General features: G+C 63.9%; 23 protein-coding genes and 1 pseudogene. 13 read left to right on the top strand and 11 right to left on the bottom strand.

The window, feature by feature from the left end:
* A pseudogene (locus VN047_RS13540) lies at positions 1 to 377 on the top strand (cell wall hydrolase); the annotation flags it as partial.
* Positions 378 to 542: 165 nt separating this feature from the next.
* Here the strand turns inward: VN047_RS13540 and VN047_RS13535 are convergent.
* The 5 genes from VN047_RS13535 to VN047_RS13515 form a co-directional block, all read right to left on the bottom strand.
* A complete protein-coding gene (locus tag VN047_RS13535) occupies positions 543 to 1682 on the bottom strand; it encodes a zinc-binding dehydrogenase (protein WP_325543506.1) in 1140 nt (379 codons plus the stop codon).
* 74 nt (positions 1683 to 1756) lie between these two features.
* Entirely contained in the window at positions 1757 to 2506 is a 750-nt protein-coding gene (locus VN047_RS13530) for a 3'(2'),5'-bisphosphate nucleotidase CysQ (protein WP_325543504.1), read from the bottom strand.
* Positions 2507 to 2508: 2 nt separating this feature from the next.
* Positions 2509 to 4422 (bottom strand): sulfate adenylyltransferase subunit CysN, encoded by a 1914-nt coding sequence (cysN, locus tag VN047_RS13525; protein WP_325543502.1) that lies wholly within the window; start codon positions 4420 to 4422, stop codon positions 2509 to 2511.
* A complete protein-coding gene (gene cysD / locus VN047_RS13520) occupies positions 4422 to 5327 on the bottom strand; it encodes a sulfate adenylyltransferase subunit CysD (RefSeq protein ID WP_325543500.1) in 906 nt (301 codons plus the stop codon). Before cysD ends, cysN begins: the two co-directional genes overlap by 1 nt.
* An 82-nt stretch (positions 5328 to 5409) precedes the next feature.
* Positions 5410 to 6312, bottom strand: a complete 903-nt coding sequence (locus VN047_RS13515; RefSeq protein WP_325543498.1) for a LysR family transcriptional regulator — start codon at positions 6310 to 6312, stop codon at positions 5410 to 5412.
* A gap of 101 nt (positions 6313 to 6413) precedes the next feature.
* Here VN047_RS13515 and VN047_RS13510 point away from each other — a divergent pair, with 101 nt between their 5' ends.
* The 4 genes from VN047_RS13510 to VN047_RS13495 are packed head-to-tail and all read left to right on the top strand — an operon-like array spanning position 6414 to position 8606.
* Entirely contained in the window at positions 6414 to 7583 is a 1170-nt protein-coding gene (locus VN047_RS13510; RefSeq protein ID WP_325543496.1) for an isovaleryl-CoA dehydrogenase, read from the top strand.
* On the top strand, positions 7580 to 7927 hold the full coding sequence (locus tag VN047_RS13505; RefSeq protein WP_325543494.1) for a hypothetical protein: 348 nt from the start codon (positions 7580 to 7582) through the stop codon (positions 7925 to 7927). The genes VN047_RS13510 and VN047_RS13505 overlap by 4 nt, the downstream gene beginning before the upstream one ends.
* The gene (locus tag VN047_RS13500; protein WP_325543492.1) at positions 7924 to 8322 is read left to right on the top strand and encodes a VOC family protein; all 399 of its coding nucleotides are present in this window, start codon (positions 7924 to 7926) and stop codon (positions 8320 to 8322) included. Before VN047_RS13505 ends, VN047_RS13500 begins: the two co-directional genes overlap by 4 nt.
* Complete coding sequence (locus tag VN047_RS13495; RefSeq protein WP_325543490.1) at positions 8319 to 8606, top strand: hypothetical protein; 288 nt, start codon at positions 8319 to 8321, stop codon at positions 8604 to 8606. The genes VN047_RS13500 and VN047_RS13495 overlap by 4 nt, the downstream gene beginning before the upstream one ends.
* A 21-nt stretch (positions 8607 to 8627) precedes the next feature.
* On the opposite strand, the gene VN047_RS13490 is transcribed toward VN047_RS13495, so the two are convergent.
* A complete protein-coding gene (locus tag VN047_RS13490; RefSeq protein ID WP_325543488.1) occupies positions 8628 to 10712 on the bottom strand; it encodes a M13 family metallopeptidase in 2085 nt (694 codons plus the stop codon).
* Between the two features lie 146 nt (positions 10713 to 10858).
* Between VN047_RS13490 and VN047_RS13485 the strand changes: the two genes are divergently transcribed.
* Genes VN047_RS13485 through VN047_RS13465 form a run of 5 tightly spaced genes read left to right on the top strand, consistent with a single transcriptional unit; the run spans position 10859 to position 15876 of the window.
* Positions 10859 to 12457: a carboxyl transferase domain-containing protein gene (locus tag VN047_RS13485; RefSeq protein ID WP_325543486.1), complete on the top strand. Its 1599-nt coding sequence runs from the start codon at positions 10859 to 10861 to the stop codon at positions 12455 to 12457.
* Positions 12458 to 12465: 8 nt separating this feature from the next.
* Complete coding sequence (locus tag VN047_RS13480; protein ID WP_325543508.1) at positions 12466 to 12741, top strand: barstar family protein; 276 nt, start codon at positions 12466 to 12468, stop codon at positions 12739 to 12741.
* Positions 12738 to 14573 carry an acetyl/propionyl/methylcrotonyl-CoA carboxylase subunit alpha gene (locus VN047_RS13475; protein ID WP_325543484.1) on the top strand — a complete coding sequence of 612 codons (1836 nt, stop codon included), beginning with the start codon at positions 12738 to 12740 and terminating at the stop codon, positions 14571 to 14573. Before VN047_RS13480 ends, VN047_RS13475 begins: the two co-directional genes overlap by 4 nt.
* Positions 14573 to 15025: a MaoC family dehydratase gene (locus tag VN047_RS13470; RefSeq protein ID WP_325543482.1), complete on the top strand. Its 453-nt coding sequence runs from the start codon at positions 14573 to 14575 to the stop codon at positions 15023 to 15025. The genes VN047_RS13475 and VN047_RS13470 overlap by 1 nt, the downstream gene beginning before the upstream one ends.
* Positions 15025 to 15876: a CoA ester lyase gene (locus VN047_RS13465; RefSeq protein ID WP_325543481.1), complete on the top strand. Its 852-nt coding sequence runs from the start codon at positions 15025 to 15027 to the stop codon at positions 15874 to 15876. Before VN047_RS13470 ends, VN047_RS13465 begins: the two co-directional genes overlap by 1 nt.
* On the opposite strand, the gene VN047_RS13460 is transcribed toward VN047_RS13465, so the two are convergent.
* From VN047_RS13460 to hisI, 5 genes are all read right to left on the bottom strand, one after another.
* Positions 15873 to 17369 carry a phospholipase D-like domain-containing protein gene (locus VN047_RS13460; protein WP_325543479.1) on the bottom strand — a complete coding sequence of 499 codons (1497 nt, stop codon included), beginning with the start codon at positions 17367 to 17369 and terminating at the stop codon, positions 15873 to 15875. The genes VN047_RS13465 and VN047_RS13460 overlap by 4 nt on opposite strands.
* Positions 17370 to 17414: 45 nt before the next feature.
* Positions 17415 to 19217: an acyl-CoA dehydrogenase C-terminal domain-containing protein gene (locus tag VN047_RS13455; protein ID WP_325543477.1), complete on the bottom strand. Its 1803-nt coding sequence runs from the start codon at positions 19215 to 19217 to the stop codon at positions 17415 to 17417.
* A gap of 51 nt (positions 19218 to 19268) precedes the next feature.
* Positions 19269 to 19700, bottom strand: coding sequence for a MerR family DNA-binding transcriptional regulator (locus tag VN047_RS13450; RefSeq protein ID WP_325543474.1), 432 nt, complete (start codon positions 19698 to 19700; stop codon positions 19269 to 19271).
* A 66-nt stretch (positions 19701 to 19766) separates the two neighbouring features.
* Positions 19767 to 20306, bottom strand: a complete 540-nt coding sequence (locus tag VN047_RS13445) for a hypothetical protein (protein ID WP_325543473.1) — start codon at positions 20304 to 20306, stop codon at positions 19767 to 19769.
* Positions 20293 to 20673 (bottom strand): phosphoribosyl-AMP cyclohydrolase, encoded by a 381-nt coding sequence (gene hisI, locus VN047_RS13440; RefSeq protein ID WP_325543471.1) that lies wholly within the window; start codon positions 20671 to 20673, stop codon positions 20293 to 20295. The genes VN047_RS13445 and hisI overlap by 14 nt, the downstream gene beginning before the upstream one ends.
* Positions 20674 to 20829: 156 nt before the next feature.
* Here hisI and purF point away from each other — a divergent pair, with 156 nt between their 5' ends.
* From purF to VN047_RS13425, 3 genes are all read left to right on the top strand, one after another.
* The gene (gene purF, locus VN047_RS13435) at positions 20830 to 22287 is read left to right on the top strand and encodes an amidophosphoribosyltransferase (protein WP_325543469.1); all 1458 of its coding nucleotides are present in this window, start codon (positions 20830 to 20832) and stop codon (positions 22285 to 22287) included.
* 4 nt (positions 22288 to 22291) lie between these two features.
* Positions 22292 to 23026 carry an SDR family NAD(P)-dependent oxidoreductase gene (locus VN047_RS13430; RefSeq protein WP_325543467.1) on the top strand — a complete coding sequence of 245 codons (735 nt, stop codon included), beginning with the start codon at positions 22292 to 22294 and terminating at the stop codon, positions 23024 to 23026.
* A 61-nt stretch (positions 23027 to 23087) separates the two neighbouring features.
* Positions 23088 to 23474: a hypothetical protein gene (locus tag VN047_RS13425; protein WP_325543465.1), complete on the top strand. Its 387-nt coding sequence runs from the start codon at positions 23088 to 23090 to the stop codon at positions 23472 to 23474.
* Positions 23475 to 23534 lie beyond the last annotated feature (60 nt).

The following is a 23534-nucleotide window of genomic DNA, read 5'->3' as shown; positions in this document are numbered from 1 at the left end:
CCCTGCACGCGATCGCGCTCGGGCTGCCGATCGAGACTGCGCCGGTCGACGCCAATGCCGCGGTTGGCGAAGCGCGGGTCGTGGCGGGTGCGGGCGAGAGCGTGGGCCGCGACACCATCTACACCCAACTCGACCGCACGGCGGCGCCCGAAAGCTTCGTGACGACTGCATTGCGGCTGTGCGGCGACAAGCCTTATTGCAAATTCATGGGTTGGACGAATCCGACGCTGAAACCCGACAGCGATGCGATGAGCGATACGCAGCGCGCCGCGATGAGCTTTTCCTACCTCCGTGACGACAAGGCCGGGTTTGAAAAAGCACTGTGGAACTGCAGCGAATACAAGCGCGACGATGCGCGGCAGTGCATGAAGCGATAGGGCGCCAGCGTCTGCTTTGGGGTGGGGAGCGGACGTTACTCTAGCTACCTTCGTCATCCCGGACTTGATCCGGGATCCACGGCAGCGCTGAAGTCATGGGCCCCGGATCAAGTCCGGGGTGACGATGAAAGATAGGTCAGCTTCCGGTCGTCAGCGGACGCCGCGTTACCCGTGCGGCTTGATCAGATATTTCTCGCCCGTGCGCTTCGCGTTGTACGCCTGCGCGGTATCGAGGTTCAGCGCGTCGGTCAGCGAGACTTCGTGGCTGTAGTGGCTCTTGAAGGTGGTCGTGAGCTCGTCGACCACCCGCTTCCGCATCCGGCCTACGACTTCCATGCCCGCTTTCGCCATGAAGGGGGTGAGCAGGAACCCGCCCAGCCCCCAGGTCAGGCCAAAGCTGCGCGCCGAAAAACTGGTCGGCGACAGGTCGAGCGCGCCATAAATATAGACCTGCTTGAACGTGTCCGAACCGTAGCGGCTGTAAGACGTCATCTTTCGTACCGCCGCAGCTTCCATAGCGGTCAGTATCTGGCCGGCAAGCTTGCCGCCACCGGTCGCATCAAAGCCCAGGGTCGCGCCGGTTTCGGCGATTGCGTCGACCAGCCGCTCCATGAAGTCGTCGGCGCTGCTGTTGACGATATATTGGGCGCCGATGCCCTTCAGGATTTCGACCTGCGCATCGCTGCGAACGATATTGACGAGCGGAATGCCGTCCTTTGCGCAGATTTTCACCAGCATCTGGCCAAGGTTCGATGCCGCGGCCGTGTGGACGATCGCGCTGTGGTTCTCCATCCGCATCGTCTCGGTGAACGCGAGGCTGGTCAACGGATTGACGAAACAGGATGCACCGTCGGCCGCATCGGTGCCATCGGGCAGCGCCATCACCATCTGCACCGGCAGGCAGCGGTATTCGGCATACATCTCGCCGCCGAGCAGCGCGACGGTCTTGCCGAGCAGCGCCTGCGCCTCGGGCGAATCCCCTGCCGCAACGACGGTGCCGCAGCCTTCGTTGCCGATCGCGAGCGCATCACCGATGCGTCCGCTCATCGCGCGCATTCCGGCGGGCGGAACGTCGGCAGTGATGACCGGCAGGCCGTCGCGCGTCGACGCACGCGCGGTCGACATGTCGGCGCCGCCGAACAGCAGGCCGAGGTCGGAAGGGTTGATCGGCGAAGCGAGCACTTTGACCAGAACCTCATGCGGTTTCGGCGTCGGCATCGCGCGACGTTCGAGCGACACCTCGAGCTGCCCTTCGGGCTTCACGAGCGTCAGCATGGTCAGGTTGGTTTCAGGCAGGTCAGTCATCATGCTTCTCCCGTGTTCGGTTTCTCGATGCAACGGATTAGGGTGCAGCAGCGTCGCTGGCAATGCCCTGCCCGTCAGGCGGGCGAATATTCCGCCGCGAAGCGCAGTACCTCTTCGGCAAGTTCCTTCCGGCAGATCAGCAGGTCGGGGAGATAAGGGTCGGCGCAATTATAGATGAGCGGCGACCCGTCCGCCCGGCTGACATGCAGCCCGGCCGCAGCAGCGACCGCCGCCGGAGCGCAATTGTCCCACTCATATTGCCCCCCTGTATGGAGATAGATGTCGGCTTCGCCGCGCACGACCGCCATCGCCTTTGCACCTGCCGAGCCCATGGCAAGCAGTTCGGCCCCCATCTTCCCGGCGACGTAAACCGCCTCGGCGGCAGGCCGGGTCCGGCTCACGAGCATCTTCGGCGGGACGTTCGCGGGCTCGAGCGGCTTTGGTGTTCCCGAGGCCAGCGTCAGCCCCAATCCGGGCAACGCCACTGCCCCGACCGTCGGCACGCCATCGACCGCAAGCGCGACATGCACCGCCCAGTCAATGCGTCCCTCGCTATATTCGCGGGTGCCGTCGAGCGGATCGACAATCCATGCCCGGCGGCGGCTGCACCGTACGACATTGTCCTTCTCTTCTTCCGAAAGGATCGCGTCACCGGGTCGCGCCGTGCGCAATTCATCCATCAGCATCGCGTTGGCCCGCGCGTCGCCGGCTTGGCCCAACGCCTTGCCCGCAAACTCGCCCGATGCCTGAAGATCGAGCAAAATCATGCCCGCAGCGGTTGCGAGCCGTTCAGCAAGCTGCTCGTCCGTTTCCCCCGTTGTCATGTCTATCCCAGCAAGCGGTCGATGATCAGATCCGCCGCCTCTTCGGGCGAGACAGTGGTCGTGTCTATCCGGATTTCGGGGTTCTCGGGCGCCTCATAGGGGCTGTCGATGCCGGTGAAATTCTTGAGCTGACCGGCGCGCGCCTTTTTGTAGAGACCCTTGACGTCGCGGCGTTCGGCTTCGGCCAGCGGAGTGTCGATAAACACCTCGATGAACTCGCCCTCCGGCAGCATCGACCGCACCATTTCGCGTTCCGCCCTGAACGGCGAAATGAAGGCGGTGATGACGATGAGGCCAGCATCGCTCATCAGCTTCGCAACCTCGCCGACGCGGCGGATATTCTCGATCCGGTCGGCCTCGGTGAAACCCAGATCCTTGTTGAGCCCGTGGCGGACATTGTCGCCGTCGAGCAGGAAGCTGTGGCGGTTCATCCGGTGCAGCTTCTTTTCGACCAGGTTCGCGATCGTCGATTTGCCCGATCCCGACAGGCCGGTGAACCAGAGCAGCGCGGGCCGCTGGTTCTTGAGGTTTGCGCGCATGTCGCGGTCGATATCGGTTGCCTGCCAATGGACATTCTGCGCACGGCGGAGGCTGAAGTGCAGCATGCCCGCGGCGACGGTTGCATTGGTGAGCTTGTCGATCAGGATGAAGCCGCCGAGCGTCCGGTTGTCGGCATAGGCCTCGAAGGTGATCGGCTTGTCGGTCGATAGCTCGACGACGCCGATGCCGTTCAATTCGAGGGTCTTCGCCGCCAGATGGTCGAGCGTGTTGACGTTGATCTCGTACTTGGGCTGCTGGATCGTTGCCGAGACGCTCTGCGTGGCCAGCTTGAGCCAATAGGCGCGGCCCGCGATCATCGCCTCGTCGGCCATCCAGACGAGCGTCGCCTCGAACTGGTCGGCCGCCTCGGGCGGTGCCTCGGCGGCGGCAATCACATCGCCGCGCGAGCAGTCGACTTCGTCAGCGAGGGTCAGCGTCACTGACTGACCGGCGACGGCTTCCTCGAGGTCGCCATCGAGGGTTACGATGCGATCGACGGTCGTCGTCTTGCCGCTGGGCAGGATGCGGACGGCGTCACCCGGCTTGACCCTGCCGCTCGCAAGCTGGCCCGAAAAGCCGCGGAAATCGAGGTTCGGCCGATTGACCCATTGCACCGGCAAGCGGAACGGCTTCGCTTCGTCGGCGGCGCTGCCAACCTCGACATTTTCCAGATGCTCGATCAGCGCCGGCCCCTTGAACCAAGGCGTATTGTCCGAGAGCGCGGTGATATTGTCACCCTTGAAGCCCGAAATCGGAATCGCGGTGAAGTTGGTGATGCCGATCTCGCTCGCGAAGGCGCGGTACGCCAGCGTGATGCGGTCGAACACCGCTTTGTCATAGCCGACAAGGTCCATCTTGTTCACCGCTAGCACGATGTGCCTGATGCCGATCAGGTGCGCGAGGAAGCTGTGCCGGCGCGTCTGGGTCAGCACGCCCTTGCGCGCGTCGATCAGGATGACGGCGAGGTCGGCGGTCGAGGCACCGGTGACCATATTGCGCGTGTACTGTTCGTGGCCGGGCGTGTCGGCGACGATGAACTTGCGCTTCTCGGTCGTGAAAAAGCGGTAGGCGACGTCGATCGTGATTCCCTGCTCGCGCTCGGCGGCGAGACCGTCCACGAGCAGCGCGAAGTCGATCTCCTGCCCTTGGGTGCCGACGCGTTTGCTGTCGGCCTCGAGTGCGGCAAGCTGATCCTCGAAGATCATCTTGCTGTCGTAAAGCAGCCGTCCGATCAGCGTCGACTTGCCGTCGTCGACCGAGCCGCAGGTGATGAAGCGGAGCAGCGATTTTTGCTGATGCTGTTCGAGATAGGCGTCGATATCCTCGGCGATCAGCGCGTCGGTGACGTAAACAGGAGTGTCCGGATTATTGGGCATCAGAAATACCCCTCCTGCTTCTTTTTCTCCATTGATGCGTCACCGCCGTCCTTGTCGATGATGCGGCCTTGTCGCTCGCTGGTTGTCGTAAGAAGCATCTCCTGAATGACCTCGGACAGCGTTCTGGCTTCGCTTTCGACCGCGCCGGTGAGCGGGTAGCAGCCCAAGGTACGGAAACGCACCGAGCGTTCGACCGGGGTTTCGCCGGGAAGCAAGGGAAAGCGATCATCGTCGACCATCAACAGCAGACCGTCGCGCTCGACCGTTGGCCGCGGCGCAGCGAAATAGAGCGGCACGATCGGGATATTTTCACGCGCGATATACTGCCAGATGTCGAGCTCGGTCCAGTTCGAGATCGGGAAGACGCGGATGCTCTCGCCCTTTGCCTTCTTCGCATTGTAGAGGTTCCAGAGTTCGGGGCGCTGCTTTTTCGGGTCCCAGCCATGGCTCGCGGTGCGGAAGGAGAAGATGCGCTCCTTCGCACGGCTCTTTTCCTCGTCGCGACGCGCGCCGCCAAAGGCGACATCGAAACCGCGGAGGTCGAGCGCCTGCTTCAACCCTTCGGTCTTCCACATATCGGTGTGCAGCGGGCCGTGGTCGAACGGGTTGATCCCGCGAGCCTTCGCCTCGGGGTTCTGGTAGACGATCAGCTCCATCCCGCTCTCGGCCGCCATTCGGTCGCGCAACTCGTACATCGCCTGGAATTTCCACGTCGTGTCGACGTGGAGCAGCGGAAACGGCGGCGGCGAGGGATAGAAGGCCTTGCGCGCGAGATGCAGCATCACCGCGCTGTCCTTGCCCACGCTGTACAGCATCACGGGCTTCGCCGCGTCGGCCATCACTTCGCGCATGATATGAATGCTCTCGGCCTCGAGCCGGTCGAGATGGGTCAGCGTATCGATCATCTCCCGCCATTGCCTCCCCCTTCGACGGCGCGCAAACTGTATGGCCTTTCGAGGGGCCAAGCCAGACTTGTGAGCCGCCGGATCACGCGGGCGTATCAACCTTCACCTGCCGCCACTCTGCCGCGATCGCGCCGATCGTTTCCAGCGCGTGCGCAAGCCGCGGCCCGATTTCGGGCAGCACGCTCCACGCCGGATCGACGATCAGCCCCAGTTCACGGCGGAAATCATAGCCGGCGACCTTCAATGGAACGATGCCATCGATCGCAAGCGAGACCGGCGCAGTGGTGATCCCGATCCCGGCTGCCACCATGCGCAGGCAGCGCTCGTCGCTCTCGCTGCGCAGCGCGAAGCGCGGGCGGACGCCGTGACGGGTGAAGAAGCGGCTGGTCGCATCAAGGAATTCGCACGACCGGCGCGCAATCATCGTTTCGGCGGCAAGTTCCTCGGGACCGACCTCGATCCGGCCCGCGAGCGGATGGTCCGATGCGATGAACATCGCAAGCGGCTCTTCGTAAAGCGGCATCACATGTTCGCCGCGTTCGCCATCACGCAGCGGAACCAGCGCCATGTTGATCCGCCCGCTGCCGAGCGCGGCGCGGAGCTCGGAATCGCTGCTCTCGGTCAATTCGATAGCGAAGCTGGGACGCAGCGCGGCTGCAATCGCCTGCAGCAGTTCGGCGGGTGCCGAGCGGATGATCCCGAGCTTGAGCTCGCTCGCCTGACGGTCGCTTTCGCGGCCGAAGCTGTCGGCCGCCCGAAAGCCGCGCTCCAGATCGCGGGCGATCGGCAGAAAGCGTCCGCCCGCCTCGGTCAGCCGGATCTGACGGCGATTGCGGATGAACAGCGGCGCGCCGACCAGTTTTTCCAGTTCGGCGATACCGGTCGACAGGGCAGGCTGGGTAACGCGGATCCGCAGCGCCGCCTGCGTGAAGCTGCCGGCGTCGACCACGGCAAGGAACTGTCGGATATGCGCGCGCTTGATCATAAATTTTACTTATGCTGAATTGTCACTCGTTTCAATTTCCATATAGTGAAATTTTGATGCACTATCGGCTCCTGCCTTGCCCTTAAACCGATAGGTCCCCAATGCGCGCCACCCCCGATTTCGATTTCGCGCTCGGCGAAACCGCCGACATGATCCGTGAGACCACCGCCCGCTTCGCTGACGAACAGATCGCTCCGCTCGCCGCAAAAGCCGACGCGCAGGACTGGTTTCCGCGCGATGAGCTGTGGACGCAGATGGGAGAGCTTGGCTTGCACGGCATTACCGTCGAAGAAGAGTTCGGCGGGCTCGGGCTTGGCTATCTCGAACATGTCATCGCGGTCGAGGAAGTAAGCCGCGCATCGGCCGCGATCGGCCTTTCCTATGGCGCGCATTCGAACCTGTGCGTCAACCAGATCCGCCGCTGGGGCAATGCCGCACAGAAAGCGAAATATCTGCCCAAACTCATCTCGGGCGAACATGTCGGCAGCCTTGCGATGTCCGAAGCGGGCGCGGGCAGCGACGTCGTGTCGATGAAGCTGAAGGCAGACAAGGTTCAGGGCGGCTACGTCCTCAACGGCACGAAATTCTGGATCACCAACGCGACCTGCGCCGACACGCTCGTTGTCTATGCAAAGACGAGCCCCGACGCCGGATCGCGCGGGATCACCGCCTTCCTGATCGAAAAGGACATGCCGGGCTTCGCCATCGGGCAGAAGATCGACAAGGTAGGGATGCGCGGCTCGCCGACCGCCGAGCTGGTTTTCACCGATTGCGAAGTGAGCGAAGAGCAGGTCATGGGCCCCGAAAATGGCGGCGTCGGCGTGCTGATGTCGGGGCTCGATTACGAGCGCGTCGTGCTCGCCGGGCTTCAGCTCGGCATCATGCAGGCGTGCCTCGATACCGTCATCCCCTATGTTCGCGAGCGCAAGCAGTTCGGCAAGCCGATCGGGTCGTTCCAGCTGATGCAGGCGAAGGTCGCCGACATGTATGTGATGCTCCAGTCGGCGCGCTCCTATGTCTATAACGTCGCCAAGGCATGCGACGCAGGGCAGACGACGCGCTTCGACGCGGCGGGCTGCATTCTGCTCGCGAGCGAGAATGCGGTGAAGGTCGCGGGCGAAGCGATCCAGGCGCTGGGCGGCGCGGGTTACACCAAGGACTGGCCGGTCGAGCGCTACTGGCGCGACGCCAAGCTGCTCGACATCGGCGCGGGGACGAACGAGATCCGCCGCATGCTGATCGGCCGCGAACTGATCGGCGCCGGCGCGTGATCTGGCTCTGGCTGTCGGTCGCCTTCATGGCGACGACGGCCGTGGTTCACGGCATTTTGGGCGAGCGGCGGCTGATGCGGCCGCTGATGACGCTTGATCAGGGCGTGATGGGCATCGATCTCGCGCGCAAGGTGTTTCGTCTGGCGTGGCATGCGCTTTCCCTCCTGATGCTCGTATCGGCGGCGTCGGTCGTCTGGCCGGGCACGCCGCGCGGGCTGATCCTGCTGATCGGCGCGGCGTGGACCGCGACCGGACTGTTCGACGCGATCTATACGCGCGGACGGCATATCGGCTGGCCCTTCCTGACCGCTTCGGGCGTTTTCGCGCTGCTGGGTGCAGCATGAGCGTATCGCCGTTCCGCGTCGCGGGCTTCGATCATATTGTGCTGTGCGTAAGCGACGTGGCCGCGACCTGTGCCTTCTACGGAGACGTGCTGGGCATGACAGTGCGCGAGGAGCGGCCCGGCAAATATTCGCTGCAGTTCGGCGAGAACAAGATCAGCGTGCAAGACGCCGCTTCAAGCCCCGACATCGCGCGCGATACCGTGCCCGGTAGCGGCAATTTCTGTCTGCTGAGCGATACACCGGTCGCCGAATGGCGCGCCCATCTTGCGACACAGGGCGTCGAGATCATCGACAGCGGAATCCGCGACGGCGCGACGGGAGCGATCGACTCGCTCTATTTCCGCGATCCCGATGGCAACCTCGTCGAAGTCAGCAACCGGATCGATCGCCGATGACCGAAACGCTTCTCGACGTCCTGCAATATTATGGCGCAGGTGCCGCGACGCTCGCCGCGCTGCTCGTCTCGCTCAACCTCGGGCGGCGCTGGACGGGCTGGGCCTTCGTCGTCTTCGTGACGAGCAGCCTCGCGCTGATCGGCTGGGGTTTTCTGCAACCCGACAGCGAAGGCATCGGCTGGCAGAATATCGCCCTCCTCGGCATCAACTGCGTCGGGGTCTATCGCTACCTGATCCTGAAGGAAAAGCCGGGCGATCCGGCGGGCCGGGACGGGACCGATTAAGTGCCCCGTCCCTCCCGATCATCAGCCCCAGACGCGGACGCGCTTGTCGGGCGCGAGGTAGAGCTTGTCGCCTTCCTTGACGTCGAACGCCTTGTACCAGGCGTCGAGGTTGCGGACGGTCAGCGCGCGGTAGTTGCCCGGCGCGTGGCCGTCGGTCGCGACGCGCGCGCGCAGCGCCTCGTCGCGCATCTTCGTCGCCCACGTCTGCGAATAGGCGATAAAGAAGCGCTGGTCGCCGGTGAAGCCGTCGATCACCGGCGCCTCCTTGCCGTTCAGCGACGCGCGGTAGGCGTCATAGGCCGCCTGCAGACCCGCGACGTCGGCGATATTCTCGCCGAGCGTCAGCTTGCCGTTCACCGCGAGGTCCGGGAAGGGCTTGTATGTGTCGTACTGCGCCGCCAGCGCCGTCCCGGCTTCCTCGAACTTCTTGAGGTCGGCGACCGTCCACCAGTTGCGGAGCGCGCCGGTCGAATCGAATGCCGCGCCATTGTTGTCGAAGCTGTGGCTGATCTCGTGGCCGATCACCGCACCGATCGCGCCGTAATTGTAGGCCGGATCGGCCTTGGCGTTGAAGAAGGGCGGCTGAAGGATCGCGGCAGGGAAGTTCAGCGCATTCTGCACCGGCAGATTGACCGCATTGACCGTCTGGGGGGTCATCCACCATTCGGCCTTGTCCATCGGCTTGCCGATCTTGGCGAGCTGGTGGGTATATTCGGCCCTCTCGCCCGCGACAACATTCGCATAGGCATTGGTCGCGCTGACGCTGTAGCTGCCATAGTCGCGCCAGCTTTCGGGATAGCCGACGCCCACGACGATCGTTTCGACCTTCTTGATCGCTTCCTTCTTGGTTTCGGGCGCCATCCAGTCGATCGCGCTCACCCGTTTCGCAAACGCCGCCTTGATACCCTTGGTCATGTCGGCGACTTCGGCTTTGGCGGAGGCCGGGAAATATTTCTCGGCATAGACGCGGCCGACCGCGTCGCCGAGGTCGGTGTTCAGCGCGTCGAGCGCGCGCTTGTCGCGGCTGCGCTGCTGCGGTGTGCCCGCAAGCGTCGTCCCGTAAAAGGCAAAATGCGCATTATCGATCGCGCTCGGCAGCACATCGGCATGGCTGTTGATCTGGTGGAACGCGAGCCAGTCCTTCCACGCATCGAGCGGTTCCGACGCCACGAGCGCCGACAGCTTGGTGATCGCGCCCGCGTGGTACGCACCGAACTTGCCCGCCTTGTCGAGCTTCGCTGCGGCGAACCAGGCATCCCAGTCGATACCGGGGGCCTTGCTGGCAAAATCGGCCTTCGCCCAGACGTCGGCCGACTTGGTGAAATCCTCGCTCTGTTCGCGGGTGGCGTGCGCACGCGCAATCTTGAGTTCGAGATCGTAGATGCGCTTCGCCTTGGCGGCCGCATCGCTCTGCCCCGCCGCGGTCAGCAGCTTGGCGATATAGGCCTGATACTGGGTGCGGATCGTCGCCATCTTCGGATCGGCCGACAGATAATATTCGCGTTCGGGAAGGCCGAGACCGCCCTGCAGCATATAGGGGATCACCTCGCCCGGGGTCGCAAGTCCCTGCGTCACGAAAATGCCGAACAGGTTTTCGGTCCCGAAATCGGTCGCATTGAGCGGATCGACGTCGGCACGGGTCTGTTCGCCAAGGACCTTCGACAATGCCACCTTGTCGCTGATCGCGGCGAAGCGCGCGAGGTCGGCCTCGACGGGTTTCACGCCGGCGGCATCGATCGCCTGAATGTTGGTGTACGCCTTGTAGAAAGCGGCGATGCGGCCTTCGTCGCTATCGGGTTCGCCGCCCTTCCGGACGATCGCGTCGACCAGTTCGCGGGTGCGTTTCTCGGTCTCGAGAAACGCGATGTAGAAGGCGCCGATCGACGAACGGTCGGCGGGAATTTCGGTCGTCTTCTGCCAGTTGCCGTTGGCGTAGGCGTAGAAATCGTCGCCGGGCTTCACGGCCGTATCCATTGCAGCCTTGCTGATGCCGAGTTCGGTGCCGACGGTGTAGGTCGCCTCGGCCTTGTCGCCCTTCGAACAGGCGACGGGACCGGCGACGATCGCGGCGGTGGACAAGAGGATCGCGAAGACAGCTTTTTTCATCGGAACGACCTTGTTTCTGCAGAGGTGTGCGGGAGGCATAGGCCTGTGACAAACTGGTTTCAACGCCAACCATTTTCGGCCTGCTGCGCTTTTCAATCGACGAGCGACGGGTTAGTTCCGAACCGACTTCAGGGAGATATTGTACAGTGAGCGCACCGGTTCTTGGCACGATGATCAATGCGGAGAGCGACGAGTATCGCGTCCGCACCGCGCATAATCGCGCGCTGAACGACAGCCTGCGCTTGCGGGTCGCCGAAGCGGCGCTCGGCGGCAACGAAAAGTCGCGCGAGCGGCATACGAGCCGCGGCAAATTGCTGCCGCGCGAACGCGTCGAACGGCTGCTCGACCCGGGCGCGCCCTTCCTCGAGATCGGCCAGCTTGCCGCGAACGACCTTTACGACGGCGAGGTCCCCGGTGCGGGGCTGATCTGCGGCATCGGGCAGGTTTCGGGCCGCCAGTGCATGATCGTGTGCAACGACGCGACGGTAAAGGGCGGCACCTATTATCCGATGACGGTGAAGAAGCATCTGCGCGCGCAGGAGATTGCCGAGGCGAACCGCCTGCCGTGCATCTATCTCGTCGACAGCGGCGGGGCGAACCTGCCGCATCAGGATCAGGTCTTTCCCGACCGCGACCATTTCGGGCGCATCTTCTTCAATCAGGCCAACATGTCGGCAAAGCGGATCCCGCAGATCGCGTGCGTGATGGGAAGCTGCACCGCGGGGGGCGCCTATGTTCCCGCGATGTCGGACGAAACCGTCATCGTGCGCAGTCAGGGCACGATCTTCCTCGCAGGACCGCCGCTGGTGAAGGCCGCAACGGGCGAGGAAATCAGTGCCGAGGATCTCGGCGGCGGCGATTTGCACGCCAGGAAATCGGGCGTCGTCGACCATCTCGCCGAGAATGACGAGCATGCGCTGACGATCGTGCGCGACATCGTCAGCCATCTGGGCGAGGAAAAAGGGTTCGAGGTTCCGTTGAAGGCCCCGCGCCCGCCCAAATATGACGGCGAGGAACTTTACGGCGTCATCCCCGACGACGTGCGTGCACCCTATGACGTACACGAAGTCATCGCACGCATCGTCGACGGCAGCGAATTTCACGAGTTCAAGGCGAATTACGGCAGCACGCTCGTCTGCGGCTTCGCGCATATCTGGGGTATTCCGGTCGCGATCCTCGCGAACAATGGCGTGCTGTTCAGCGAGAGCGCGGTCAAGGGCGCGCATTTCATCGAGCTGGCGCAGCAGCGGCGCATTCCCCTGCTCTTCCTCCAGAATATCAGCGGTTTCATGGTCGGCGGCAAATATGAAGCCGAGGGCATCGCCAAACATGGCGCCAAGCTGGTGACCGCGGTCGCGACGGCAACGGTGCCGAAGATCACGGTGCTGATCGGCGGCAGCTTCGGCGCAGGCAATTACGGCATGTGCGGGCGCGCTTACTCCCCTCGCTTCCTCTTCACCTGGCCCAATGCGCGGATCAGCGTGATGGGCGGCGAGCAGGCGGCGTCGGTGTTGGCAACCGTCCACCGCGACGCCGACAAATGGACGCCCGACGAAGCCGAAGCCTTCAAGGCGCCGATCCGTCAGAAATATGAGGACGAAGGCAACCCCTATCACGCGACCGCGCGCCTGTGGGACGATGGCATCATCGACCCCGCGCAGACGCGCGACGTGCTCGGGCTGGCTTTTTCCGCAACGCTGAACGCCCCGGTCGAGGACCGCGGCTTCGGCGTGTTCAGGATGTGACGGTGACGATGACCGTAACTCTCGACGGCAACATCATCGACAGCGAAACGCTGTTTCATACCGCGTTTCGCGAAGCCTCGGGCATCGAATGGTATGGCGGCAATCTCGACGCATTGTTCGACCTGATGGTCGGGGTCGTATCCGGTCCCATCGACATCATCTGGACCGATGCGGCCCGCTCGCGCACTGCCATCGGCGAACGCTTCGACCGCCTTCTCACTGTCATCTTCGACGCCATCGCCTATCGCGGCGACGGCTCGATCAACCTCCGGCTGGAATCATGATCCAATCCCTCCTCATCGCCAATCGCGGCGAAATCGCCTGCCGCATCATCCGTACCGCACGCGAGATGGGCATAAGAACCGTTGCTGTCTATTCGGACGCCGACGCCAAAGCGCTGCATGTGCGCGAGGCCGACGAGGCCGTGCATATCGGACCGTCGCCGGCGCGTGAAAGCTACCTTATCGGCGAGAAGATCATCGCCGCGGCGAAGGCTACCGGCGCCGAGGCGATCCATCCGGGCTATGGCTTCCTCTCCGAGAATGCGGAGTTCGCGCAAGCCGTCTCGGACGCCGGTCTCGTATGGGTCGGGCCGAAACCTTCATCGATCACCGCAATGGGACTGAAGGACGCCGCAAAGAAACTGATGGCCGATGCCGGGGTCCCGGTAACGCCGGGCTATATGGGCGAAAATCAGGATCCCGCCCATCTCGCCGAACAGGCCGCGCAGATCGGCTACCCGGTCCTCATCAAGGCGGTCGCCGGCGGCGGCGGCAAGGGAATGCGCAAGGTCGATGCAGCGGCCGATTTCCTCGACGCGCTGGCCTCGTGCCAGCGCGAGGCCGCGGCGTCGTTCGGCAACGATCATGTGCTGATCGAGAAATATATCCTGACCCCGCGCCACATCGAGGTGCAGGTGTTCGGCGACACGCACGGCAATGTCGTCCACCTGTTCGAGCGCGACTGCTCGCTGCAGCGCCGTCACCAGAAGGTGATCGAGGAGGCCCCTGCTCCCGGCATGGACGAAGCGACGCGGTCCGAGCTTTGCGCCGCCGCGGTGCGCGCCGCGAAGGCAGTCGACTATGTCGGCGCGGGAACGATCGAGTTCATCGCCGACGCCTCGGACGGCCTCCGCGCCGACCGCATCTGGTTCATGGAAATGAACACGCGGCTGCAGGTCGAGCATCCGGTGACCGAAGAGATCACCGGGGTCGACCTCGTCGAATGGCAGCTGCGCGTCGCGTCGGGCGAACCGATCCCGCTCCGGCAGGACGAACTGGCGATCAACGGCTGGGCGATGGAAGCGCGGCTTTACGCCGAAGATCCCGCCAAAGGTTTCCTGCCCTCGATCGGCATGCTCGAACTGTTCCAGCTTCCCGAGCAGATCGGCCGCGTCGACACCGGCGTCTACGAGGGCGCCGAGGTTTCGCCCTTTTATGATCCGATGATTGCGAAGGTCATCGCGTGGGGCGAAGATCGCGACGAAGCGCGCGAGCTCTTGTCCGAGATGCTGGGGGACAGCGCGATCTGGCCGGTGAAGACCAATTCGGCCTTTCTGATCAATGCGCTCGACCATCCCGATTTCGTCGCGGGGACCGTCGATACCGGGCTGATCGGCCGCGATGGCGATGCGATGACCGTGGAGCCGGTGCCCACGGCGCAGGCGCTGACCAACGCCGCGATGGCGATGGTACCGCGCTCGCTGCAGGCAGGGTTTCGCCTCAACGCGCCCGATGTACGCAGCGCGCCCTTCCTGCTCGACGGCAAGCGTGTCGAGGTCGAACTGCACGGCCCCGGCGCCGAAGAGCCTGCCCCCGCGATGCTCGTCGCCGAGGGCGGCTCGGTGTGGCAACTTGCACCATGGCGTGCCGCGGGCGGCACCGGCGGCGGCGACGGCGCGATCCTCTCCCCGATGCCCGGCAAGGTCATTGCCGTCGAGGTCGCCGCGGGCGACAGGGTGACGAAGGGGCAGAAGCTGTTGACGCTCGAGGCGATGAAGATGGAGCACAGTCTGACCGCGCCGTTCGACGGCGTGGTGGCCGAACTCAACGCGACCACGGGCGCGCAGGTACAGGTCGAGGCGCTGCTCGCGCGGATCGGGAAGGAAGACGCATAATGGCCGGCAAATATTTCGACGAATGGCAGATCGGCGAGACGCTGACCCACGACATTCGCCGCACCGTCACCGAGACCGACAACCTGCTGTTCACGGTGATGACGCACAATCCACAGCCGCTACATCTCGACATCGAGGCGGCGAAGGCGTCGGAGTTCGGCCAGATTCTCGTCAACGGGACTTTCACCTTCAGCCTGATGGTCGGGCTGTCGGTCGGCGACACGACACTCGGCACGCTCGTCGCGAATCTTGGCTATGACAAGCTCGTGATGCCCAGGCCGGTGTTCATCGGCGACACGCTGCGCGCCGAGAGCGAGGTCATCGGGCTGAAAGAGTCGAAATCGCGGCCCAATGCCGGGATCGTCACTTTCCTCCACCGCGCGATCAACCAGCGCGATGAACTTGTCTGCCAGTGCGAGCGTTCTGCGCTTGTCCAGCGGAAGGCCAGCTAATGAGACTTCGTTCCCTCCTTTTTGTCCCCGGCGACCGGCCGGAGCGTTTTGCCAAAGCCGCGGCGTCGGGCGCCGATGCGATCATTCTCGACCTTGAAGACTCGGTGTCGCTCGCGAACAAGGATGCGGCGCGCCATGCGATCGCCGACTATCTCGCGGGAGCGCGCGAAGTCGTGACACTCGTGCGCGTCAATCCCCTCGACGGGCATCTGACCGCCGCAGACGTCGCCGCGATCGCCGCAGCGCGTCCCGACGCGATCATGCTGCCCAAGGCGGAAGGTGCACCGAGCATCGCACAGCTCGACACGATATTGCGCAGCGAGTCGGCGCGCGACGCGTCGCTGCCGCCGATCCTGCCGATCGCGACCGAAACGCCCACCGCGATCTTCACGCTTGGCAGCTATCGCGAAACGAAGGAGCGCCTGCTGGGGCTGACGTGGGGCGCGGAGGATTTGCCAGCTGCGATCGGCGCCACAACGAGCCGCGAAACCGACGGCAGCTATACTTCACCCTATGAAGTCGCGCGCGCGATGACCTTGTTCGCCGCCCATGCGGCGGGAGCCGCCGCAATCGATACGGTATTCCCGGCAATCAGGGACGAAGCGGGCCTTGCCGCCTATGCCGCCCGTGCAAGGCGCGACGGCTTTACGGGGATGATGGCGATCCACCCGTCGCAGGTCGCGCCGATCAACGCCGCCTTCACCCCTTCGGCCGAGGAAGCCGCGCGCGCGCAGGCGATCGTTGACGCCTTCGCCGCAAACCCCGGCGCAGGGGTGCTTCAGGTTGACGGCAAGATGGTCGACGCCCCGCACCTCAAGCAGGCACGGCATATCCTGTCGCTGGCCGACTAGGGCTTTCGTCCGAACGGCCGGTGCCGGCGCATCCAGTTGCGGCCGCGATGCCAGCTCTTCTTCAGGCCCCGTTCGGTCAGGCTTTCGAACATCGCGTCGGGGCTGGTCGGATCGAGAAGTTCATTCTCGGCGATGAATTCATCCATCGGGCCGGGCGGAACGAGGTCGAGCAGTTCGAGCGAGCGGCCTTTGCCGCGCAGCGCCTCGATCGTTTCGATCAACGAACCGGTCCGCCTGAATGTCGCGACGACCTCTTCCTCCGCCACGTCGAGATGTTCGGCGATCAGCGACGTGCGGAGGCGCGCGATCACCGGTTCGACACCCTTGTTCGCGGGTAGTGCGGCGTCGATCGTCACGTCACATTCGCTGTCCAGCCCCATCGAACGGTTGTTCATATTGGCCGAGCCCACGCGGATCATACGGTCATCGACGATCGCGGTCTTCGCGTGAACATAGATCGGCTCGCCGCGCTTCGTGTGCGGATGATAGACCTTTAACCGGTCGCCATGCTTCGCCTTGGCGATCTCGCGCACCAACTGCACGCGCGCCGCGTCCATCGCCATCTGTTCGAGCCAGCCGTCGGCGGTCCTGGGCATCACCATCACGAATTCGGGCGGATCATCCCCGTTCAGCCGCTCGGCGATCGCCGCAGCGATCTTGCCACAGGTGAAATATTGATTCTCGAAATAGATGAAGCGGTCCGCGGCCGCGATCATGTCGAGATAAAGCTGCTCGATCTCGCGGATTTCCTTGCAACCCTCATATTCGGCACGCGTTCGCGAGATCGCGACGTCGACGCCTTCGAAATCGGATTCGAGATCGCTCGGCCAGTTCTCGCCCTCGCCGTCAAGATCGCTCAATTCCTGCTTGGTCGCGCGATGCCAGCGTTCCTTGCCCAGTTCAGCAAGCGCGGCGCCCACCGGCCCGGCGAGGATCATCGTGCTGTCATGCCACGGCATATAGGGTTTGCCGTTCGGCGCGGTTCGATGCGGATCCTCGTCTTGATGCCCGCGCGTATCCCAGCGCCGCGAACTGACATCAATCCCGCCGCACACGGCGAGATGATCGTCGAATACCGCGACCTTCTGATGGTGGCTGCATCCCGCCGGATGCGCGCTGTCGAGGCGAAAGCTGATCGATCGCGTGAGCTTCCAGCGCACGACCATCGACAGGATGTCCGGAACGAAGAACTGCTTGAGCGCGCCGAAATTCCAGCGGAGAATGTCGATGTCGCGATCGGGGCAATTTTTCGCGAGTTGCAGCATATAATTGCCCAGCGACTGGCCCTTGCCATCCTCGTCGGGTTTCAAGGCGATCCGCGGATCGAAATCCCAGCCGATGAGCAAAATCCGCTGTTTCGCGTCGGCCATCAACCGTTCGAGCAACGCATAATAATCCGCCGCGTCGACGATCATCCGTGCCTTGTCAGCGCGTTCGATCCGCCAGCAATTGCGGCCTTCGACAATGATCGGCTGGAGGTCCCCCTTGCTCATTGCCGCCGACACGCACAGCGGCGGCAATGGTTGCAATGGAGCATATCAGGCGGCGACGAACTGTTCGGGCGTCAGCGCCATCATCGCCTCGCTGCCCGCCTCGATCTTGCGGCGGAGCGATCCCGCATCGGGCAGGAAGCGTTCGGCGAAATAGCGCGCGGTGACGAGCTTGGCTTCGAGGAAGGCCTTGTTGCCCCGTCCTTCGGCCAGCGCCTTCTGCGCGGCCTCGGCCATCATCAGCCACATCGAACCCAGGGCGACGATCCCGAGTATGTGCATATAGTGATGCGCGCCGGCGCCGACATTGTTCGGGTTGGCCATGCCGTTCTGCATGAACCACATTGTCGCAGCCTTGAGCTCGCCATTCGCCTTTTCGAGCCGCGTTGCGAAATCCGCCAGCGCCTCGTTACCCTTGGCGCGGCCACATTCCTCGTCGACGATCGCAAAGAAAGCCTGGATCGCGCGGCCGCCATTCTGGGCGAGTTTGCGGCCGACGAGGTCCATCGCCTGAACGCCGTTCGCGCCTTCGTAGATCATCGTGATGCGGGCGTCGCGGACGTACTGCGACATGCCCTGCTCTTCGATGTAGCCGTGACCACCGAACACCTGCTGCGCGTTGGTCGCGACGTCATAGCCCTTGTCGGTGCCAAAACCCTTGATGACAGGCGTGAGCAGGCTGACGAGATCGTCGGCGCGCTGACGCTCTTCCTCACTCTCGGCGACATGCGCAAGATCGACCTGCAGCGCCCCCCATGTGCAGAGCGCGCGCAGCCCCTCGACCGTCGCCTTGCCATCCATCAGCATGCGGCGGACGTCGGGGTGGACGAACAAGGGATCGGCCTTTTCCTGCGGATCCTTCGGTCCCGTAAGCGCGCGGCCCTGACGGCGATCCTGCGCGTACTGGACGGCGTTCTGATACGCGACGTCGGCCTGCCCCAATCCCTGGATGCCGACGCCGAGGCGCGCGGCATTCATCATGACGAACATTGCGGCGAGACCCTTGTTCTCCTCGCCGACCATCCAGCCCTTGGCGCCATCATAGTTCATCACACAGGTCGAATTGGCGTGGATACCCATCTTGTGCTCGATCGACCCGCACGACAGCGTGTTGCGCTCGCCGAGCGATCCATCTTCATTGACAAGGAACTTGGGCACGATGAACAGCGAGATGCCCTTGACGCTGTCGGGCGCATCGGGGGTCTTCGCGAGGACGAGGTGAATGATATTATCGGTCAGGTCATGCTCGCCCGACGAGATGAAAATCTTGGTCCCGGTGACCGCGTAACTGCCGTCGGCGTTCGGTACGGCGCGGGTGCGGATCAGGCCCAGATCGGTGCCGCAATGCGGCTCGGTCAGGTTCATCGTCCCGCCCCATTCGCCGGCAATCATTCTGGGGACATAGGTCGCTTTCTGCTCCTCCGACCCCTTGACGAGGATCGCGGCGGTCGCTCCCTGCGTCAGGCCCGGGTACATGGCGAAAGCCTGATTGGCGGCGTTGCGATATTCCTCCACCGGAAAACCGATAACGTGCGGCAGTCCCTGTCCGCCAAATTCCTCGGGCGCGGTCAGCAGGCCCCAGCCGGCTTCCGAATAGGCCCTATACGCTTCCTTGAACCCCTTGGGGGTCGTGACGCTGCCGTCGTCGTGCCGCGTGCAGCCTTCAAGATCGCCCGACTGGTTGATCGGGAACAGCACTTCCTCGCAGAATTTGCCCGCTTCGGTCAGCACCGCCTCGACCATGTCGGGCGTTGCGTTCGCAAAACCCGGCAGATTCGCATAGCGCTCGATCCCGAGCACATCGTTGAGGAGGAACAGCGTGTCTTGCACGGGAGCGCGGTAGACGGGCATGGGGTATCCTTCTGAAAAGCAGGTTGGCAGCGAACTTGCCTGGGGAGAGGCTCAGTCGACCTTCTGGCCAGCGTCGACCTTTTTCACCATATCGATGAAACGTGACAGCTCATCTACAGCGCTGTCAATATCGTCACGCTGGCGTTGCAGCAAGGATATGCGTTGTTCGCATTTCTCGATCGTCACCTGACGCTGCAGCTTGCGGCCATCGCCGACGTCGTAAAGGTCGATCATCTCGCGAATGTCGGCGAGGCTGAACCCCGTGCGCTTCGCCCGAAGGATCCACGCGAGCCGCGCGCGGTCGCGTTTCGAATAGATGCGCGACAGACCCTTGCGCGACGGGCTGATCAGCCCTTCGTCCTCATAGAAGCGAAGCGCGCGGGCGGTGACCCCGAACTCGGTCGACAAGTCGGTGATGCTGAACTGTTCGCGCCCAAGGTGATCGGGCGTGTCGATATGGGCGTGGCCGTAGGGTTCGGTCATGACAATGAAACTAGTTTCCGTTGACGTGAACGTCAATAGCGCCGGACGGGGCGCCGAGGCGGCAGGTCAGCCGCCGCAGGGACGCCCCATATTGCCGTGCCGGTCGATCATCCGCAAGCCCCCCGCATCGGCGACCGACCAGCTCGCGCGCGGCAGACGGAGGCCCGAAAGCGAGGCGCGCGCGGGGCACAGACGATCGCACTGTGGCGGCAGGTTGCCGGGCAATCGCAACTCGTCCTCGTCCTCGTGTACCAGCGCGTCGCAGCCCTCCGTGCCGGCGAAACGCATCCGCCAGCCGTCGTCCTCGCGCACCATCGTTCCGGCGGCCGCGCAGGACAGCCCGGTCCCGAAGGACGCGGTAAGGGCGAAGCGCCATTGACCCGCACCATCAGGGACCACGCACATCGCATCGCGGCCCAGATCGTGCGTGCGTTCGAAAACGCCGACCGGCGTTGCTGCCTCGGGCCGCACCACCCCGCGCTCCCGCGCCGCAATTTCAAGCGGGTTGCTCGCGTCGATCGCCTTGGTGTTTTCTTCGGGCGCGGGGCGTCCGCATGCCGCCAGCAGCAACGTCACCAAAGCCAGCGCAGCGCTAGCCCTGCGCATCGTCCGCCAGAAAGTTCAGGCGGCCATCGGCCTCGACGCGGCGGTAGAAGCATGAGCGGCGCCCGGTGTGACATGCGGGTCCCGCGGGCCTGACCCGCAACAGCAGCGCGTCCTGATCGCAATCGACCCGCATTTCGACCAGAGCCAGCCCGTTGCCCGACGTCTCGCCCTTGCGCCACAGCGCCTGGCGCGAGCGCGACCAGAAATGAGCCTGCCCGGTTTCGCGAGTCTTCGCGATCGCTTCGGCGTTCATATGCGCGACCATCAGCAATATGTGCGTATCGGCATCGGTGACGATCGCCGTCACCAGCCCGGCGGCGTCGAAACGGGGAAGAAACCGGTCGGTCGTGTCGCGCTGATCATCCATAAACAGGGCCTTAGAGCAGGAGCAGAGCCGCTGTCACCCCGTGCATCGCGCCCCATATGACAATATCATGATTAGGGGGGCGACATTTGCGATTGCCGTCCCTATATGCGCCGCAGTCACTGCCCCCCTGCCTCTGGCAACTGCCCCTGGAATGACATGCTGACGACCCATCCTTTCGACGACGACAAGCTCCGCGAGGAGTGCGGCGTATTTGGTATTCATGGCGCCGATAGCGCCGCTGCGGTAGTCGCGCTGGGCCTCCACGCCCTGCAGCACCGTGGACAGGAAGCCGCGGGCATCACCGCCTTCGACGGCAAGGATTTCCACACCCACCGCGCGATGGGCCATGTCGCGGGCAATTTCGACCGCGACGACATCATGCGCCAGTTGCAGGGCGGATCGTCGGTTGGCCATGTTCGCTATTCGACGACCGGCGAAACTGCACTGCGCAACGTCCAGCCCCTGTTCGCCGATCTTGCGACCGGCGGCTTTGCGGTCGCGCATAACGGCAACATCTCGAACGCTGCCGCGCTGCGCAAGGTGCTCGTCCGTCGCGGTTCGATCTTTCAGTCGACCAGCGATACCGAGGTCATCATCCACCTCGTCGCGACCTCGAACTACCGTTCGCTGCTCGACCGCTTCATCGACGCGCTGAAGCAGGTTGAAGGCGCCTATTCGCTGATCTGCCTGACGGCAGAGGGCATGATCGGCTGCCGCGACCCGCTCGGTATCCGCCCGCTCGTCATCGGCAAGCTCGGCGAGGCGCATATTCTGGCGTCGGAAACGGTGGCGCTCGACGTCGTCGGCGCCGAATTCGTGCGTTCGGTCGAGCCCGGCGAACTCGTGATCGTCCGCGACGGCCAGCTCACCTCGCACCGACCCTTCGCCGATCACGCCGCTCGGCCGTGCATTTTCGAATATGTCTATTTCTCGCGTCCCGATTCGATCGTCGATGGCACCAGCGTCTATTCGGTACGCAAGGCGATCGGCGCCGAACTGGCCCGCGAAAACCCGGTCGATGCCGACCTCGTCATCCCGGTTCCCGATTCGGGCACTCCTGCGGCGATCGGTTATGCGCAGGAATCGGGCATCCCGTTCGAACTCGGCATCATCCGCTCGCACTATGTCGGGCGCACCTTCATCCAGCCGGGCGACAAGGTCCGCCATCTGGGCGTCAAGCTGAAGCATAATGCCAACCGCGCGCTGATCGCGGGCAAGCGCATCGTGCTGATCGACGATTCGATCGTGCGCGGCACGACCAGCCTCAAGATCGTGCAGATGATGCGCGACGCCGGCGCGACCGAGGTGCATATGCGCATCGCGAGCCCGCCGACGCAGCACAGCTGCTTCTATGGTGTCGACACGCCCGAACGCGCGAAATTGCTCGCGGCGCAGATGAGCGTCGGCCAGATGGCGAATTTCATCAACGCCGACAGCCTGTCCTTCATCTCGATCGACGGCCTGTATCGCGCGCTGGGCGAAGCAGAGCGCAGCAACGACGCCCCGAAATATTGCGACGCCTGCTTTACCGGCGATTATCCGACCACGCTGACCGATTTCGACGAGCATGGACTGGAAGATCAATTTTCGCTGCTTGCCGAACGGGTTGTCTGACACAATGAATGAGACGTCTAAGGAACTGACGGGCCAGGTCGCGCTCGTCACCGGGGCGAGCCGCGGGATCGGCGAAGCCATCGCAGAATCGCTCGCCGCGCGCGGCGCGCATGTCGTGATCACCGCGCGCACCGCGGGCGGGCTCGAGGAACTCGAAGACCGCATCCACGAAGCCGGCGGCAGCGCGACGATCGCGCCGCTCGACCTGACCGACGGCGACAGTATCGCGCGCCTCGCAAGCGCGGTTGCGGAACGCTGGCAGCAGCTCGACATGCTCGTGCTCAACGCCGCGATGCTCGGCACGCTGACCCCCGTCGCAGCGATCGACGGCAAGGAATTCAACAAGCTGCTGACGCTGAACCTGATCGCGCAGCAGGCACTGATCGCCAATTTCGATCCGCTGCTGCGCCGTGCCGCCAACGGCCGCCTGATCGCACTGTCGAGCGGCGTTGCGCGCGAACCGCGCGCCTATTGGGGTGCCTACGCCGCGTCAAAGGCCGCGTTCGAAACGCTCGTCATCAGCTATGGCGCCGAAATGCGCAACATTTCGACCGTGCGCACCGCGATCCTCGATCCCGGCGGCACGCGGACGCAGATGCGCGCGCGCGCCTATCCCGGCGAGGATCCGCAGAGCATCAAGGATCCGGTCGCGGTCGGCGAATATGTTGCGAAACTGATGGTCGAAGGCTTCGACAGCACCGCCTTTCATGCCCTGCCCAAGGTCATGGAAAAAGCTTAACGCCATCTTTGCTTTCCTGCGCTAATACGTACCTACAAGACGGGTTTGCGAGGGCGTGGGAATGACCAGGAATATATTGCGATCGGCGATCGCCGCCGTGATCGGCATCGTTGTGGCGTTCGGGCTGATCTGGCTCGCGCAATATGCCGGCAGCGAATTTTCGCCCGACGTCTATGACCCGAACACCGGCGAAGTCCTGATTCCCGTGGCGTCGACCATCGCGCTCCTAATCGGCTGGTTCATCGGCACTTTTGCCGGCGGGTGGCTGGCCATGCGCGTTTCGGCGGGCACCGGCGCGGGCTGGATCGTCGCGGGTGCCGTCATCGGCGCAGCGCTTTATCGCGCCGTCACCCTCGCCGACACGTGGTGGATCATGGCGCTGGGCGTCGCCGTCCCGCTTGCGGCGGTCTGGCTGGCCCAGCGCGCAACGGCCACGGCCGTCGACTGATCGCGGGGCTTTTAGCGCCCTGCTTCCCTGTCCACGGCCGCCTGCACGCTCTTGTAAAAG

Source organism: Sphingopyxis sp., from assembly GCF_035565275.1.
In the GTDB taxonomy this organism is placed as follows: Bacteria; Pseudomonadota; Alphaproteobacteria; order Sphingomonadales; family Sphingomonadaceae; genus Sphingopyxis.
The sequence above is the reverse complement of the archived record's forward strand: the minus strand, read 5'-3'. Positions and strand labels throughout refer to the sequence as shown.